This window comes from Microcoleus sp. PH2017_35_SFW_U_B (assembly GCF_020737865.1).
Classification (GTDB): Bacteria; Cyanobacteriota; Cyanobacteriia; order Cyanobacteriales; family Microcoleaceae; genus Microcoleus.
On sequence record NZ_JAEQDE010000121.1, the window covers coordinates 1 to 16,819 of the forward strand.

15 protein-coding genes and 2 pseudogenes are annotated in these 16,819 nt (G+C 46.3%); 12 read left to right on the forward strand and 5 right to left on the reverse strand.

The genetic code is table 11. The features are described from left to right. The first annotated feature begins 236 nt into the window (after positions 1–236). The 3 genes from JGK36_RS28805 (at position 237) to JGK36_RS28815 (ending at position 2,652) form a co-directional block, all read left to right on the forward strand. Positions 237–881 (forward strand): cell division protein SepF, encoded by a 645-nt coding sequence (locus tag JGK36_RS28805; protein ID WP_293187004.1) that lies wholly within the window; start codon positions 237–239, stop codon positions 879–881. A gap of 326 nt (positions 882–1,207) precedes the next feature. Beyond that, positions 1,208–2,053 carry a pyrroline-5-carboxylate reductase gene (gene proC / locus JGK36_RS28810; RefSeq protein WP_293187006.1) on the forward strand — a complete coding sequence of 282 codons (846 nt, stop codon included), beginning with the start codon at positions 1,208–1,210 and terminating at the stop codon, positions 2,051–2,053. An 11-nt stretch (positions 2,054–2,064) separates the two neighbouring features. Next, positions 2,065–2,652 (forward strand): Uma2 family endonuclease, encoded by a 588-nt coding sequence (locus JGK36_RS28815; RefSeq protein ID WP_293187003.1) that lies wholly within the window; start codon positions 2,065–2,067, stop codon positions 2,650–2,652. Between the two features lie 281 nt (positions 2,653–2,933). Here JGK36_RS28815 and plsY read toward each other — a convergent pair whose 3' ends face one another. The 4 genes from plsY to JGK36_RS28835 form a co-directional block, all read right to left on the reverse strand. Further along, entirely contained in the window at positions 2,934–3,614 is a 681-nt protein-coding gene (plsY, locus tag JGK36_RS28820; RefSeq protein WP_293187002.1) for a glycerol-3-phosphate 1-O-acyltransferase PlsY, read from the reverse strand. Positions 3,615–3,804: 190 nt separating this feature from the next. Further along, positions 3,805–5,124 carry a DUF3086 domain-containing protein gene (locus JGK36_RS28825; protein WP_293198803.1) on the reverse strand — a complete coding sequence of 440 codons (1,320 nt, stop codon included), beginning with the start codon at positions 5,122–5,124 and terminating at the stop codon, positions 3,805–3,807. A gap of 59 nt (positions 5,125–5,183) precedes the next feature. Next, on the reverse strand, positions 5,184–5,576 hold the full coding sequence (locus tag JGK36_RS28830) for a DUF3119 family protein (RefSeq protein WP_293198805.1): 393 nt from the start codon (positions 5,574–5,576) through the stop codon (positions 5,184–5,186). Between the two features lie 64 nt (positions 5,577–5,640). Then, complete coding sequence (locus JGK36_RS28835; protein ID WP_293186999.1) at positions 5,641–6,435, reverse strand: MlaE family lipid ABC transporter permease subunit; 795 nt, start codon at positions 6,433–6,435, stop codon at positions 5,641–5,643. A 184-nt stretch (positions 6,436–6,619) separates the two neighbouring features. Here JGK36_RS28835 and JGK36_RS28840 point away from each other — a divergent pair, with 184 nt between their 5' ends. The 8 genes and pseudogenes from JGK36_RS28840 (at position 6,620) to JGK36_RS28875 (ending at position 15,238) form a co-directional block, all read left to right on the forward strand. Beyond that, complete coding sequence (locus JGK36_RS28840; protein WP_293186998.1) at positions 6,620–6,907, forward strand: hypothetical protein; 288 nt, start codon at positions 6,620–6,622, stop codon at positions 6,905–6,907. A gap of 477 nt (positions 6,908–7,384) precedes the next feature. After that, positions 7,385–7,525 (forward strand): annotated as a pseudogene (locus JGK36_RS28845) (Hsp20/alpha crystallin family protein); the annotation flags it as partial. A gap of 155 nt (positions 7,526–7,680) precedes the next feature. Continuing rightward, positions 7,681–7,824, forward strand: a pseudogene (locus JGK36_RS28850) (Hsp20/alpha crystallin family protein); the annotation flags it as partial. 46 nt (positions 7,825–7,870) lie between these two features. After that, on the forward strand, positions 7,871–8,152 hold the full coding sequence (locus tag JGK36_RS28855; RefSeq protein WP_293186997.1) for a hypothetical protein: 282 nt from the start codon (positions 7,871–7,873) through the stop codon (positions 8,150–8,152). Further along, positions 8,145–8,540 (forward strand): hypothetical protein, encoded by a 396-nt coding sequence (locus tag JGK36_RS28860; RefSeq protein WP_293186996.1) that lies wholly within the window; start codon positions 8,145–8,147, stop codon positions 8,538–8,540. Before JGK36_RS28855 ends, JGK36_RS28860 begins: the two co-directional genes overlap by 8 nt. 226 nt (positions 8,541–8,766) lie before the next feature. Continuing rightward, complete coding sequence (locus JGK36_RS28865) at positions 8,767–9,168, forward strand: fasciclin domain-containing protein (RefSeq protein ID WP_194011615.1); 402 nt, start codon at positions 8,767–8,769, stop codon at positions 9,166–9,168. A 204-nt stretch (positions 9,169–9,372) separates the two neighbouring features. Next, entirely contained in the window at positions 9,373–14,490 is a 5,118-nt protein-coding gene (locus tag JGK36_RS28870; protein ID WP_293187005.1) for a PAS domain S-box protein, read from the forward strand. A 520-nt stretch (positions 14,491–15,010) separates the two neighbouring features. After that, a complete protein-coding gene (locus JGK36_RS28875; protein ID WP_293148799.1) occupies positions 15,011–15,238 on the forward strand; it encodes a hypothetical protein in 228 nt (75 codons plus the stop codon). Positions 15,239–15,357: 119 nt separating this feature from the next. Here JGK36_RS28875 and JGK36_RS28880 read toward each other — a convergent pair whose 3' ends face one another. After that, positions 15,358–15,504 (reverse strand): hypothetical protein, encoded by a 147-nt coding sequence (locus JGK36_RS28880; RefSeq protein ID WP_293201250.1) that lies wholly within the window; start codon positions 15,502–15,504, stop codon positions 15,358–15,360. On the opposite strand from JGK36_RS28880, the gene JGK36_RS28885 reads away from it, so the two are divergent. After that, on the forward strand, positions 15,456–16,538 hold the full coding sequence (locus JGK36_RS28885) for an amino acid ABC transporter substrate-binding protein (protein ID WP_293186995.1): 1,083 nt from the start codon (positions 15,456–15,458) through the stop codon (positions 16,536–16,538). The two genes, JGK36_RS28880 and JGK36_RS28885, sit on opposite strands and share 49 nt — an antisense overlap. Positions 16,539–16,819 lie beyond the last annotated feature (281 nt).

The following is a 16,819-nucleotide window of genomic DNA, read 5'->3' on the forward strand; positions in this document are numbered from 1 at the left end:
GCGACCGCTAGAATTGTTTTTTGGATTAGGATGGGCTACATCCGAATTTACGCCTGTGGACAAGTTGCGAGCCGACTCCCTTGGGTGAAGCAGGAAGCAAACCCTTCAAGAGCAATCTTGATTGAATAGTGAGACTTGAGAAAGTTTAGCTAAGTTTTGTGTAGCAGTAGTTAACGACCCGCGGCTAACCCGCAACGCGAGTATAGTCGGGGCAGCACAGTCGTGAAGGAGCTTAAATGGTGAACATTTTTTCTAAGCTACGAGATTTTGTAGGCTTCAACAATGAGCCTGAATACGATTACGAGTACGACGAAACCGAAAGCGAGCGCTTTGCGAACGCCTACCAACAGCCTGAACCAAACTCCGCCACTTCCACTTCTGCTGCTGCTGTCGCCGCAGCAGAAGAAGAACGCCGCCAAAATCGCAGAATGCGGGAGCGGTCAGTAGTAGGATCGACAGGTACAGATGTTGTTGCACCAACCGGGGGAGTAGGATCAGTAATGAATAACGTGATTGGAATGCCTGGATCTATGAACGGGATTTCGGAAGTAGTAGTAATGGAGCCGCGCACTTTTGAAGAGATGCCGGCAGCAATTCGAGCTCTTAAAGAACGCAAATCTGTTGTTTTGAACCTAACGGTGATGGATCCAGACCAAGCGCAAAGAGCTGTGGACTTTGTGGCGGGCGGTACTTATGCCCTTGACGGTCATCAAGAGCGTATTGGCGAAAGCATTTTCTTGTTTACGCCTAGCTGCGTGCAAGTAAGAACTCAGTCTGGTGTGGTTCACGAAGTGCCCCCAGCTCAAGGCCGCCCGCGCCCTGCTGCGGCTGCTCCCGCACCGACAGTCTGGCCGGCTGAACAAGCTCAAATGGCTCAGTAGTCAGTTGACAGTTGACAGTTGACAGTTGATTCCGAAAGCTGTTGGCTGTTGACAGTTGACTCCAAAAGTTGTTGACAGAAATTCATTCAAAAAACCAGTATAGTAAGGTGCGTCGCTACCAGATGAGAAATGGAAGTTTTAGATAGTCGAAAGTGACGCATCCTACAAACAACGCACTGTTAACTAATAACTAATAACTAATAACTAATAACTAATAACTAATAACTAATAACCAATAACCAATAACTAATAACTAATAACTAATAACTAATAACCAATAACCAATAACCAATAACCAATAACCAATAACCAATAACTAATAACCAATAACTATGATAAAATTTGGTACGATCGGCGGCGGAGTAATGGGAGAAGCTCTCTTATCCCGCTTAATAGCACAAAAAGTTTATTTACCATCAGAAATATTGGTGAGCGATCCGCAACCGCAACGGCGCGAATTTTTGACGGCAACCTACGGAATTGGAACAACAGCCAGCAATCTAGAAGTTGCTACCGCTACAGAAGTGCTGTTTTTGGCGATTAAACCGCAAATTTTTGAGAAAGTAGCTTTGGAATTGGCCGTGGGGATCGATCGCCAACAAGCAAATAATGGAGAAACAGCTAATTCTCAGCCAGAAGCTGCGATCGTGTCGATTTTGGCAGGAGTTCCCCTGAGCAAGCTCGAAGCAGCGTTTCCGGGGCGAGTAGTGCTGCGGGTGATGCCAAATACTCCGGCAACGGTAGGCGCGGGAATGAGTGCGATCGCCCCAGGAAAACTTGTGCAACCAGCCGATTTAGAATTGGTAAAGCGGATCTTTGAGGCTGTGGGAGAAGTGGTCGAAGTGCCCGAAAGTATGCTGGATGCGGTGACAGGGCTTTCGGGTTCCGGCCCTGGTTATGTGGCGATTTTTATCGAAGCCTTGACAGATGGCGGAGTTTGTGCTGGACTGCCGCGGGCGATCGCCTCCCAATTAGCCATCCAAACAGTATTCGGTACAGCGAAGCTATTGCAAGAAACGGGGATGCACCCAGCAGAATTGAAAGATCGGGTGACAAGTCCCGGCGGCACAACTATTGCCGGAATTGCTAAATTAGAGAGCAGTGGCTTTCGTTCTGCCGCGATCGAAGCAGTGAAAGCAGCTTGTTTGCGCTCTCAAGAATTAGGGAAATAGGTGTTAATGCCATGATGACTTTAAAATTAGATTTAAGTCCGTGGATCGAGTTAACAGACGATCAGTTTTACGAACTGTGCCAACATCACCGCGATTATAAATTTGAACGAAATGCCAAAGGAGAACTGCTGATGGTTCCACCGACGGGAGGAGAAACGGGAAATCGCAATATGGATTTATCCTATCAACTGCAATCCTGGAGTCGCCGAAATCCAAATTTAGGAATTGCTTTTGATTCTTCTACTTGCTTTAAACTGCCAAATGGTGGTAATCGCTCTCCCGATGCTTCTTGGGTAAAACGCGAAAGGTGGGAAGCTTTAACTGCTGAGGAAAGAAGAAAATTTCCCCCACTGTGTCCTGATTTTGTTGTGGAATTGCGCTCTCCTACTGATTCTATCAAAGAAACGCGAGAAAAAATGCAGGAATATCGGGAAAATGGCGCTTGTTTGGGGTGGTTGATTGACCCGCAAACCCGGAGTGTGGAGATTTATAGGAGCGATCGAGAAATAGAAATATTGCAGTCTCCTGTTACGCTCTCAGGGGAAGATATTTTGCCCGGATTTGTGCTGGAATTGCGGTCTGTTATGGGGACTAATTGATATCTAATCCGCTAACTAGGGAATTATACCACAGTGCGATTCTCCTCGCTCGCGAGGATGACAGCCGCGAGATATAGCCTTTCTAAGTAACAGTGCGGTGCTCATAGGGTATGGGCATTGACCAAATAGGGCGAAGCGGAGGGATTGGGCGAAGCGAAGCGGAGGGATTGGGCATACCTCATTTATTTGAGAAAGGCTATATTAAGCTCACACTGCATTCGGAATGATATTATTCCTATGACAGCAGAAACGATATAAAAAGCGATCGCACTCTGGTCTAATTACTCGCTAGCTGCTGTTTCCAATTTCTGTCCAATTTTCGGTTCAGTACCGTTCAACAGACGCTGAATATTGCTGCGGTGCCGCACGATTACAAATACGCCGCCCGCCAGTCCAAACAATACATAAGCTAGCGGCTGATTTAACACAAACATCAATCCAGCTACGCTAATTGATCCGACAATCGAACTCAAAGAAACAATTCGCGACACCGCAAAAACTATTCCAAAAATTCCGAAAGTTCCCAACCCAACTGGCCAGTACAAACCGAGCAAAACTCCCAAACTTGTAGCGACAGATTTGCCGCCGGTAAACCCCAGCCAGATTGATTTGCTGTGGCCCAAAACTGCAAATAAACCCGCTAAAGTTGCCATCCAAGGAATGACTGTTGCTGTATTTTCTAAATGGGCGCCGATCGCGAGCTGACTGGTAAACTCTAGAGAGTAGATGTAGCGGATCAGAGCGATCGCACTTACGCCCTTCAACACATCAACCAGCAACACCGCCAACCCCGGCCCCTTCCCCAAAGTCCTGAGTACATTAGTCGCCCCCGTCGAACCAGAACCTACTTCCCGAATATCAATCCCCAGCATCCATTTACCCAAAGCGTACCCAGTTGGAATCGAACCCAGCAAGTAAGCTGCGATTAACAATGCTGCATTTAAACTCAACCACACACCCATAATAAATTCCCTCTTTCATTACTTTTGAGGACTAAAGTCCTCACTACAAACTTAACGATTATTCTTTAATCTCCCGCCCTCTGACATCTCCCTAAATTAATTTTTAGTTATTGGATAGCAAGAAATTAAAACTAATTTCTGAAGATGTCTTTTCTTCCTTCTTCCTTCTTCCTTCTTCCTTCTTCCTTCTTTAAAAATCCTTAGAAGTCGTTAAAGTTTGCGGATCGGAAGCAAAGGCCAACCACAGCGGAAATTGCAGCATCGACAAACTGATTAAATCTTCTGTTTCGTCTATCACAATTAAAGGCAACTTACCATCTCTCACGAGTCGATCGGCTTTTTGGGCCAAAGCCTCCGCAGACTCAAACATAATAATGCCACCTTCCGGGCCAAAATCGGTGCGAGTAATCCCCAAACAATCCTGCAAACCCCGGCGCCACTCACCCAAACGTTCGGGACTGTTCGCGAGCACCAATGTCCGCACCCGTGGGCCGTAGACGCTTCTGAGTACAGAAATAATCGTCGAACTAATCAAGATATTTTGCAACCGCGAACCCATAGTTCGCAATGCACCTCTTCCTCCTTGGGTGAAAAACCAGTTAGAAACTCGTTCGGCGTGGATGGGTTCAAAAGTGCGCCGGAGTTGCCAAGGCGGGCCGTAATAGTCGGGGAGAGTGCGATATTGGTCTAGGGTGCGGCGAATTTGTTTGGCTTGTTCTTGAAATCCTTGTTCAGCAAATCTGGGATTTACCGGGGAAGAGGATTGAGACTCCTCAACAGAGATTTGCTTGGAAGTTTCTTGCACCGGCGGCGTCATATCTAAGAGTTCGGCGGTAGCTGCTAAATCCTGCAAACTGCCGACTAGATAGTCTTTGAAACCTTGAACTCTGATTGCTAAATCTTGGGAAACTCCGGCGAAAGTAGTTCGCATTTCCTTTTGAATTCGATCGCGCCTGCGTTCGAGTTTTTCTACTTCAATTTGCAGCGCTTGTTTGCGATGATCTAGCTGTATCAAGCCGTCTTGTACCAAACGCCCGATCGATGCTTGAGCCTCGCCCAATGCTTCTAACGCCTTAGCTTTGTCAGCTTCCAAGCTGGCAATTCTGGCGGTCAAATCTTCTTCTTGCTGTTGCAATGCTTTGACTCTATTTGCCAAACTTTCGGTAACATTTTCTGGTACGGGCGTTACCGTTTCTGCGGTTGCTGTTGGCTGGGAGTCTGTTTCGGGTTCGATTCGATCGATCGCACTTTCAGATTCGCTATCCTCAGTTTCTGGCGAACTTTGGGCGATCGCGCCCGCTGCGTCCACCACAGGGGTGATTTGGGGGTTTTCCTCGTCCCAGGGGTCTATTTCGGGAGGAATTTGCGATGTGAGATCGTTTTGGGCGATCGACAATTTCCGTATTTGAGATGGCAATTGGTTTTCCGTCTCATTCACGGGCAAATTTGGTTCGCCATCAGCGGCTGGTTGCGATTGCGGTTTTTGGGTGGGAGATTCGTCTGAATTCATAGGAAATTTGTTCGGCGTGGGGCACAGAAGAAGTTAAAAATTTAAAATTAACAACTTGTTTAGTCTTGACGGGGACAGCGCTGTTCTAAGCAGGTCTGTAGCATTTTACGATCGAACAGAACCGGCAGAAAGTGAATGCTGTTAATTTCTTTGAAATAGAACAAAATCGGCACAGCAGGCCAAAATATCCGCCAATTTTGCCATTGTCGGTAAGGAAATTGGCGGATTAAGTTTTGCGATCGATAAATGTCCAAATCAGTTAGGGTAAACTGTAGCCGGATAGTGGCGGCTTGGTACATCAGAAACAAGCCGAACAGCGCCAGGGGCAAACTTACCCACTTCTGCACAAACAGCAGCGGTACAGAGGCCAGTACCAGGACTAGGGGAATCGCATAACTCGGTGCAAGTTCGATCGTATCTGTGGGCGCAGTCCCAGAGGTAGTTGTAGTCACGGGTTTAAATCAGGGGGTAGTAAAGTAATGTTGCCAATTATTTATATTTTATCCATTTCCTAGCTTACAAGCCTTTGAGTACGCTAGAGCCAGTACCCTGAAACATCAGCCAAGTCAGGAAAAAGTTAACAATAAAAATAGCCAGCAAAGCCGTCACCACCGCTGTGGTAGTCGATTGGCCGACGCCTTTGGCGCCGCCGGTGGTGGTCAAACCCCAGCTAGTGCCGATGACAGCAATCAAACCACCGAACACAAAAGCCTTAATACCAGCGCTGCAAATGTCCCACAGACTCAGGAAATGGCGGACTGATTCTAAAAACACATTTTGAGAGATGCCGTACATTGTCGTCGCAATCAGCATCCCGCCGGCGATGCCCGTGACGAGGGACAATATTGTCAGAATTGGCAGCATCAAGCAGCAAGCTAAAACGCGGGGAATTACTAAATAGTCGATCGGGTCTGTTCTGAGCATCAGCATGGCATCTATCTGCTCTGTGACTTGCATCGTGCCAATTTCCGCAGCAAAAGCCGAACCAACCCGTCCCGTAACGATTACGGCTGTTAACACCGGGCCGAGTTCGCGAGTCAAAGACAAAGCCAAAACGCCACCGACGACATTACCGGCACCGAGGTTAATAAACTCCCTGGCTACCTGAACCGTAAATACCATGCCGACAAAACCCGCAGTCAGCAAAGAAATCAGCAGCGATTCCGGGCCAACTGCTGCCATTTGGTCAAGGGTGTTGCGACGGTTAATTTTGCGAGTTAGCAAGTGCAGCATGACTTGGCCGCCCAATAAAATGGCTGCCAGTAACCGCTGACTCCACAAACTGAGGCTTGATGGTGTAGTTGTGCTCAAGGGACTTTGACTGTAGAACAACTGCAAAAATGAAATCTATCTACAAATCTTAAACAAGTTTCTTCTCTAAGATTTAAGATTTCTGACAGAATTGGCCACTGAGGGCGATCGCTGCCTATCGTAGAAAAGGACAAGTTTATTTTACTTGCACCTTTCGGCAGTTTAGCTGAATTTACTGACTCTTATGAGCATATTTCCTAATTTTCTTCGCTCTTTACTGCTGACGGGCCTCTTGAGCTTTGTCGCTCCCTTATTGTTAATCGGCGCGGGATTGACTAGCTTTTCGTTGATCGGTCTTGTGCCTGCTTTGCAAGCAGTCGGTCGTTCTGGAGAAGACCAGATTTTGCAGTTTTTAGCCACTTTCGGCAGCGGCTGTCCCCTCCAGGGATTTTTGGTGATTGGTCTAGCTTTTAGTTTAGTGGGTGCTTTGTTTGATACCTACGCTTCTTATCAGCATTCACGGTGGGGTTAATGGTGTTTCTATTTGAAATCTGGGATTTGAGATTTTAGGTGGGGAATTCTCGATCGCGCATCTAAAATCTCAAATTGTTGGGTTGCGCTGCGCTTGAATCGCGCCGCCTGCTGCGAAACATTCTCGATCGAAGTTCCTCGTCCTTTGATTCAGCAGTGGAGTCAAATCTTAAATCGACTGACTTCGCCTAAAAACGGATACTTGCTTTCCCACAGGAGTCGTGGAGAGCCAAAATGAGAGAGTTCAGTTCCAGCTACCAGATTCATCAGTCGAGTCACTGCTAAAATCTAAAATCTAAAATCTAAAATCTAAAATTGTTGGGCTGGCTCAGCATTAACCATCGCAAATGTTCGGAAATGCGATCGGCAAATTCCAGAAAACCGCATCCCACAGTTTCTGGATCTTAAATATATTAGATACAGGTTGAATCAAGTGTTTCTCAACCTTTAGAAACTTAAGAGATTTGAGGTATCAATTATGGCACTTATTCGTTGGGAACCTTTGCGGGAAATGGACTCCTTGCAGCGAGAAATGAATCGGTTGTTTGATAGCTTAACTCCGGCAACCGATCGCGCATCTAACGGTGTGGCTTTTGTACCGGCCGCCGAACTCGATGACCAAGAATTTCACAGGTGGTATCCGCCACGTGATTTATCCGTGGAATCAATCCCAAATCGAAAATCTAAAATCCTCTCTTCCCCCGAATTTATCCGTGGGGTCGCCTCTAAAATCTAAAATTCCACCTTAAGTTAGAAATTCCGGGCATGGAAGCTTACGGTTCCTTCCGCCGGGTGATTCCCCTACCTGCACGAGTTCAAAATGACAGCGTACAAGCTGAGTACAAAAATGGGGTTTTAAACCTGACTTTGCCTAAAGCGGAAGCGGAAAAGAACCGCGTAGTCAAAGTTGAACTAGGGAGTTGGATGAAATGGAACTGCATCGGAATTTGGAGACTTAACCGGAATGACTCGCCAAGAAGTCGATGACTTTTTGCGTGGACTGGGTGCAGAAATCAGAACTACTAGAGATGGCTATGTTGCATATAAATTTCTGGATAAGTCAACACTCGCGATCCGTCCTAACGGTGAAGTGATTAGAACGCCAGCACCGAAATATGCCTCAGACGGCAGAAATATCAACAAAGGTTTCCGTCTCGATCGAGATGGTCATTTATTGCGAACGCGAGACGAATTTGGCAATTTCATTCCAGGTACTCACAATACGGGAGAAAAATTAAATGAATGATTGGAAGGATGACTATAACTTACTTGGTTTGGGTGGTTTTACATCTTTAATTACCAATGTCAAGGTCTCTTCGTGGGGAAACGAGGTATCGATCGAATGCGTCTACAATCCAGAAGAAAGATTGCCTTATGTTCTGGCATTTAAGGACTGTCGCGATATCGGGTGGACTGTACACGATGAAGAGGAAGTTGGCGAACTTGAAGCAGAATTTTTAGGAATTTCTTTGGGCGAACCGGAACACCGCAAGCCTGCTGTAATTACTACAGACATTTTTGAAATTTCAATTTTGTACGGCAGTTTCAGCATTTACAAGGAAGAAAACCTAAATTCTGAAATAGCAGATTTAGCAACAGAGATCTTGGTATCCCAACCGCAAGCAGTCTTGTAGCAATTTCAAAGTATCGCGCCGTTAAAGTGCAAATTGGTTAGTAATTTTATGTGTAAAATAACCATTATTAGGTTCGTAGTGAGGACTTCAGTCCGCAAAAAAAGAGAGGACTGAAGTCCGAACGATCAAACGAATTACAAAATTTTCAACAAATACAGTAGGTATTGTTGCACGCATCAGTTTACGATACTTAATAGAACTTTTTTGCCAAACGAGGTAGAACCAAATGCCTGATATTGTTGATATTGCCGTAGGTGCGGGTTCGTTCCAAACCCTGGTAACGGCGGTGCAAGTAGCTAATTTAGTAGATGCGCTCAAAAGTCCGGGCCCTTTCACTGTCTTTGCACCTACTGACGATGCTTTTGCGAAATTGCCACCGGGAACTATCACAACCCTAGTGCAGAATGTCCCCCAACTGAGCAGGATTTTGATGTTTCACGTCGTCTCCGGCAAGTTTATGAAGGCAGATTTGGCAAAACTCGGTTTTGTTACTTCCTTAGAAGGTTCGCCGATTAAAATTGATTGTTCAGACGGTTTTGAGGTGAAGAATGCTACTGTTGTCGCGGCCGATATCGAAGCTGACAACGGTGTCATTCACGTGATCGATAACGTGATTTTAATGGGATAATTTCGCCTTTAAACCTCGCTGCTGGAGCGAAGCAGGTGCCTTGCGGTGTCGCTTCGCTCCCGATCGCGCTTTTGGTTTTTTAGCAATTAAAAGTTATATAAATATAAAAAAGTTGTCTTTTTGCCGGATGTATTTTAAGATGATTGTTTAAAAAACTTTGAAGATGAATAATTATAATATAAGGAAACCAGTGTGGTGAGCACTATGCAAATCCTAGCCGCCAGCCTCAAGGCCAAAGTCCGCCAGCGTACCTTGGAACTGCAAGTTCTCAACGAACTTACGGAGAATGTACAACTTGCTGCGGTTGCTGATGAAATTTGGTCTGCTTGTCTGGCACATCTCGGGCGCCTGATTCCTGCTGAGACGATCACACTTTTAACTCTACCGGACGATCGCATCTACCTGCAACACTTACACCCGTTAACTGAATCGGTCAAATCTGAAATAGCAGCCTGCTTGCAAGCTACTCGCACCCAATGGCTGGCCGGAAGTCGAGACTGGGCGTACAACATCGCTGGCGGGCCAATTGCTCAGTTTAAGTCGGTGTTGATGGCACCGGCTAACCCGGAGGACAGTGAAGAATTGTTGGGAGTATTTTTCATCGGTGCAGAGCAGGGAACTGCTTTTAATTTTGAACACCTTTGTTTGCTCCACACTGTCGCTCAAATTTGTGTTAAATCGTTAACTAATTTAGCAGCTAAACAGACGGATGTCAAGGGAACTGTTCAAAATAATTTTGCTCTAGATGGGTCAAGCCAAGAGCTATTGTTGCGGGCTTTAATGGACGGTGCGCCGGATAGAGTTTTTGCGAAAGATCGAAATTTTAGATACATTTTTGTCAATCAAAGTTTTGCTGCATATTTGGGGAAAAAGGTTGAAGAAATTATTGGCAAAGATGATATCGAATTAGGTTTTTCAGAACCAGCAGTATTTGGCGATCGCCACGGCTCAATTAGAGGCATTCGCGAGGACGATCGAGCTGTGCTGGGGGGGGAGACGGTTCGCAATCCCTACCAGGCGATCGCCTGTGCAGGTGGCAAACAGCAGGTCTTTGACACGCAAAAACTGCCCCTGCGCGATGCGGATGGCAGTATATTTGGGATTTTGGGTATTTCTCGGGAGATTGCTCAATTGCAGGCGACAGATGAAGCCCGGAATCAAAGCCAAGCCAAACTGCAAAAAATTACTGCTAGCGTACCCGGTACGGTATATCAAGTTGACTTGCATCTAGATGGCTCGATAGCCTTCTCGTTTGTGAGCGCGGGCTGCCGAGAATTGTATGAAATAGAACCGGAGGTGGCTCAGCAGGATATTCGTGCAATTGTTGACATGATTCATCCCGAAGATAGAGATGATTTTCGGAACTCGGTAAGGCTGGCTGCGGAAAATTTGCAGCCTTGGCGGTGGGAAGGCAGAATTATCACTCCCTCTGGAAAACTTAAATGGATTCAAGGGGCTGCACAACCGGAAATGCAAGGATCGGGAGAGATAGTTTATTATGGCTTGTTCACGGATATTAGCGATCGCAAACAAGCTGAGTTAAAACTGCAACTTTATCAAGAAATATTTTTAAAGTCTAACGATGCGATCGCCATTTTAGACCCGCAAGGCTATTATTTGGAAACAAATCAAGCTCACACGGCTTTGCTGGGTTACAGTGAATCAAAATTGTGGGGTAAAACTCCTGCAATTCATACGGGAGAAGAGACATTTGCATCGGTGCTGCAAATCTTGGTCGCAACAGGGAGTTACCGAGGCGAAATGACCTGTGTTAAGGATTTGCAAGGGGGAATAGTTGAGGTGGAACTTTCGGCTTTTGCGGTTCTCAATGATGCTGGGGAAGTAGTTTGTTATGTCAGCGTCAAAAGGGACATCACCGAACGCAAGCTAGCTGAGGAAAAACTCAAACTTTACCGAGAAATATTTTTAAACTCCAACGATGCGATGGTGATTATCGATGCTGATGGGTTTTTCCTGGAACAAAATCGCGCTCACCAATCGCTATTAGAATATACAGACGCCGAATTAGAAATAGAAACGCCGCCGCTGGTGGCGGGGGAACGCTTTTCTGCGATTTCCAAAAGTTTAGCGAAAACTGGAACTTTTCGGGGCGAAATTACTAACTTTACTAAAAAAGGTCGCACGCTGGCGATCGAGGTGGCGGCATACTCTGTGATTAACAACAGCGGCGATATAATTTGTCACGTCTGCGTTAAGCGCGATATTACTGAACGCAAAAAAGGTGAAGAAGAACGACAAAAATTTGTGTCGCTGATTGAAAATAGCAGCGATTTTATTGGTATGGCTACTCTCGAAGGGCAAACGCTGTTTGTTAATGAAGCCGGACGAAAACTGGTGGGAATAGAGAATATTTCGGAATTGCTTTATACGGAAATATGGGATTATATCGGCGAAACTTTTAAACAGGAATTTAGTCAAGAGATTTTGCCAAAAATTATCAGTCAGGGCCAGTGGCAAGGAGAAGGTAAAATGCAGCACTTGCGTACTGGAAAACACATTGATGTTGTGATGAATGCTTTTCTGGTCAAGCACCCTCAAACCAGCGAACCGCTGTGCTTTGCTGCGGTAATTCGCGATGTCACAGAACGCAAGCAAGCTGAAAGAATGCTGCTGGAACAGGCAGAACAGGAACGGCTAGTTTCGGCGATCGCCCAGCGAGTGCGACAGTCTCTCAACCTCACTCAAACTCTGAGCACGGCTGTACAAGAGGTACGGCAATTACTGGCAACCGATCGCACGGTAATTTATCGTTTTGATTCCGATGACACAGGGATTGTGGTTGTCGAATCTGTAGGATCTGATTGGATGCCTATGCTGGGCAGAAAACTTCAGGAAAAATCTTTTGGGGAAAGTTACAAAGCGATGTACCGGGCTGGCAAGATTCAAGCAGTTGAAGATATTTATAATGCTAATTTGAGCCAGATTCACCGAGATTTACTGGTGAAATTGCAGGTAAGGGCTAATTTAGTTGTACCAATTTTTATCGGCGACGAAAGTCAGGAATTAGCAATAGAATATTCGCCAGAAACTCCTAGAATTAAGTCGCAGATCGAGAGTTTGGACAAGCGTCAAAATCGGTTGTGGGGGTTGCTGGTTGCCCACCAGTGCAGTGCCCCGCGCGCTTGGACTGATTCTGAGGTGGATTTGCTGGGAAGGTTGAGCGTGCAGTTGGCGATCGCCATTCAGCAATCTACTCTGTTTGAGCAAGCGCAGCAAGCCCGAGAAGCCGCTTTGGAAGCGTCTCGAATGAAGTCACTATTTTTAGCAAATATGAGTCACGAAATCCGCACTCCGATGAATGGAGTGATGGGGATGACAGATTTGCTGCTGAAAACAAATCTTACTCCCGAACAGCTAGACTTTGTGCAGACGCTGAAACTCAGCGGTCAAAATTTGCTGTCCATCATTAACGATATTCTTGACCTTTCCAAACTGGAAGCTGGAGAAATGCGCTTAGAAACCATCGAATTTGACCTCAGTATCTGTCTGGATGAAGTGCTGGATTTGTTGGCAACTCCCGCACAAACTAAAGGTATAGAATTGGTGGCGCTGATTGATACCGACGTGCCGCTGCAAATTAAAGGGGATGCAGCACGATTGCGGCAAATCCTCACTAATTTAATTAACAATGCGATTAAGTTCACGGAAGCAGGAGAAATAGTAATTGAGGTTTCAACTGGCAGGATTCCTGGGATATTGGCAGCCAGCGACGACCAGAAAAAATTAGAGAATATCCAACCATTAAAACTAGGAATCAATCGCTCGCTATTCCTACTGTTCAAGGTCACAGATACAGGGATTGGGATTGCTGCCGAAGACCAAAAAAAGCTGTTTCAATCTTTTACTCAAGTTGATGCTTCTACTACGAGAAAGTACGGTGGAACAGGTTTGGGTCTGGCTATTTCTAAGCAGTTGGTGGAGCTGCTAGGGGGTAAAATTGGTGTGGAAAGTACCCCCGGTAAAGGCTCGACTTTTTGGTTTACTGTGCCGGCACTTAAGGAAAATTTAACTGGGGCTGGGACAGCGTGCTCAGTGAATTTGCAAACGGTGCTGGCGGGGCAGAAAATGTTAGTTGCTAGCGACAAGCCCACAGTGCGAAAAGTGCTGCTGAGAATGGCTGTTTTGTGGGGGATGGAAGTTGATGAGGTTGAGAATGGTTGGATGGCGATCGCATCTCTGTACAAAGCTGTCAGCATAAAATCCCCTTACGATATCATTTTGGTTGATATTCAGTTGCCGGAAATGGTGGCGGGAAGTCTGGAACGTTTGATGATTGCTGAGCCGGCAATGCAGCAGACGCATTGGGTGGTGCTGACTTCAATTACTCAGACATCGGAGGCTAAACGTTTGGTAGATATTGGTTTTAGCGGTTATTTAACTAAACCTGTGAAAGCTCACCGGCTGTTTGAGTGTTTGGTAAATGCGATCGCCCCGGGTGCAGTGGTTGACTCACGGCTGGCAAATCCAACGACAAATCCAGACTCCTCTATTGACAACCGGGAGTTAGCTAGCTTAAAGATTTTGTTAGTTGAAGATACTCCGATCAATCAAAAAGTTGGTCTGAATCAACTCAAGGTTTTGGGATGTGCGACGGATGTGGCAAATAACGGCGCTGAGGCGCTATCGATGCTGGCTATCAAAAAGTATGACATTGTGCTGATGGACTGTCAGATGCCGATTTTGGACGGTTACGAAGCTACGCTGGAATTGCGCCGCATGGAAGCGACAGGCACTGCTGCTGGTTCGAGGGAGCCCGATCGCAAGACGGTGGTGATTGCGATGACGGCAAATGCTTTGAAGGGCGATCGGGAAAAGTGTCTGGCGGCGGGTATGGATGATTATATTAGCAAACCTATTTCCATCGAAAAGTTAAAATCTGTACTAGAAAATTGGTCGGTACAGTTAAAAGTTGAAATTCCTCAGTTTAAGGGTGAGGAAGTCCAAAACTCTGCTTCGGATCTAGAATGCGTAGTTGATATGGCACGCTTGCACGAAATTGCCGGCACTGATTTAGATTTTGAGCGGGAAATACTGCAAGCTTTTGTGGTGGATACTGGCAGTTATTTAGAATCTGCTAAAAGTGCGATCGCCTCGGGAGACTTGGAGACACTGGCCCGCCGCGCGCATCAAATTAAAGGTGTCAGCGCTACGGCGGCGGTGCGGTTAATGCCCCAGATGGCTGCTCAGCTTCAAACTCTGGCCGAATCCAACGATTTGGAGGGCGCTACGAAAATCATCGCTGAATTAGAAATAATTCTAGCGGGGGTTAAAAAGTTGGCCGCTGCTGAATTATCTGCTTAATCGCTCAATTTTCTCAGGACGGCGGTTGGAAACCGCATCTACACAAACGATGTCCGCCTCCGCGGACGCCGCTGCTGAATTATCTGCTTAATCGCTCAATTTTCTCAGGACGGCGGTTGGAAACCGCATCTACACAAACGATGTCCGCCTCCGCGGACTAAGAAATATGGAATTTGAGAGAATGTGCGTGCGATGGATGGATCCCCGCTACGCTACGACTCTTCAACCCGCGTCGGCGGGTTTTGTTTGTGTAGACGCGGTTTCAACCGCCCGGTCTTTATGTAAAGATTCTTAAAAATTTATCAAGATATTTATCTCTATGTGACGAGATTGGAAATTCTTATAACATCTTGTGTGTTGTAGCTTTTGACACTACTATATTAAGTTATTGTGGTCAAATATAAAATAATCATTAAGCCGATGACAAGACGGCTACTTTTCGTCTATCGGCTTGAAACACTAAGACCAACCCATCGCCCAGCCAGCCCACTAAGTGCGTATTTACGCTCAACGAGGTTTTATGACTCCAGTCATGTTACGCCAACTCTGGTCTTTAATTGAAACTACCCAAGCGACTCTGTTAGTCAATTTGGACGATGCAACCCTGGTACAGTGGCTGCTGAAGCAATTGAAGATGAACTCTGCGCTCAATGGCAACGAAACAGATTTGTTGAACGAGTACATCGAGTCTCGGCTGTCGCTAATCCGCGATTTAGCCGAGCAGCGCCTAGCACCAGAGCGGTTCTGAGCGCATTAAATCAAAATTGGATAAATATTACAGGAAAGGTCGATCGCCCGCAGCGGGCAAAAAAATAATAGGCGGTTAGCCGGTGCGCTTTTCAGGGTGCGACACCGGGTTGAGAATGGTTAATTTGAAATGGTGAGGTTTTCTAGATTGCCGATCGCAACAGTTCTCGACACCGACAAGTTAGGATCGTCGAGAAAGTGTTCTACTGGTAAAATGTATGCGTAAATTGGGATTTCTGTTGCTGGCAAGTGTGTTGTTTGTGGCACCGCTGGCATCTTGTAGGGATCGATCGGCACAAGTAGGTCAAACACCAGCCACCACTGCTGAAGGCAAATCGCAACAAGGCCCGAGTCGCATAGATACAATTGTCAGCCGCGGCAAATTGATTTGCGGCGTTAGTGGCGAACTGCCGGGTTTTAGCTTTGTAGACGAAAAAGGCAAATACTCCGGCTTGGATGTAGATGTTTGCAGGGCGATCGCTGCGGCTATATTTGACGATCCCGAAAAAGTCGAATACCGAAAGCTCAACGCCAAAGATAGGTTTACAGTTTTGCAGGCTGGAGAAATCGATATTCTCAGCCGAAATACCACCTACACGGCGAGTCGCGACAGCACTACCGGCTTGGAATTTGCCCCGATAATCTTTTATGACTCTCAAAGCATCATGGTCAAAAAAGATAGCGGCATTAAAAGTTTAAAAGATTTTGCGGGCAAATCTATCTGCGTGCAGACAGGTACGAGTACCGAACAAAATTTGTCCGACCAAATGCGAAAATTAGGAGTTAAATACACTCCTGTGGTGTTTGAAGATGCGAATACTACCTTTGGCACTTATCAAGAAGGTCGCTGTCAAGGTGTTACAGCCGATCGATCGCAACTCGTGTCGAAGCGCACAACTCTACCGAATCCTGAGAATAATGTTGTTTTGCCGATCGTAATGTCAAAAGAACCGTTAGCCCCAGCGGTGAAAAGCGGCGATCCGAAATGGTCGGATGCGGTGAGATGGATTATTTTTGCGGCGATTGAAGCTGAAGATTTAGGAATTAATTCAGGAAATGTAGACCAAACTGTCGCCAGCACTACAGACCCAAACGTCAAACGTTTGCTAGGAAAAGAAGGAGATTTAGGTAAAGGTTTCGGACTCCCCAACGACTACGCTGTCCGCGTTGTGAAGAAAGTGGGGAATTACGGGGAAATGTACGATCGCAACCTCGGCCCGAAAAGTACACTTAAGTTAGACCGGGGTCAAAACAAACTCTGGAAAGATGGCGGTTTACTGTACTCGCCACCCTTCCGCTAATCAACAGGTTTGTAGTTGCGCTTGAGCCCTGTTGTCTGCGCCACTACAAACAGAAAAATCCACTTAAACAAAGGTACGTAGTTGCGCTTCAGCGCTCTTAGGTACGTAGTTGCGCTTCAGCGCTCTTAGGTAAGTAGTTGCGCTTCAGCGCTCTTAGGTAAGTAGTTGCGCTTCAGCGCTCTTAGGTACGTAGTTGCGCTTCAGCGCTCTTAGGTACGTAGTTGCGCTTCAGCGCTCTTAGGTACGTAGTTGCGCTTCAGTAGGTACGTAGTTGCGCTTCA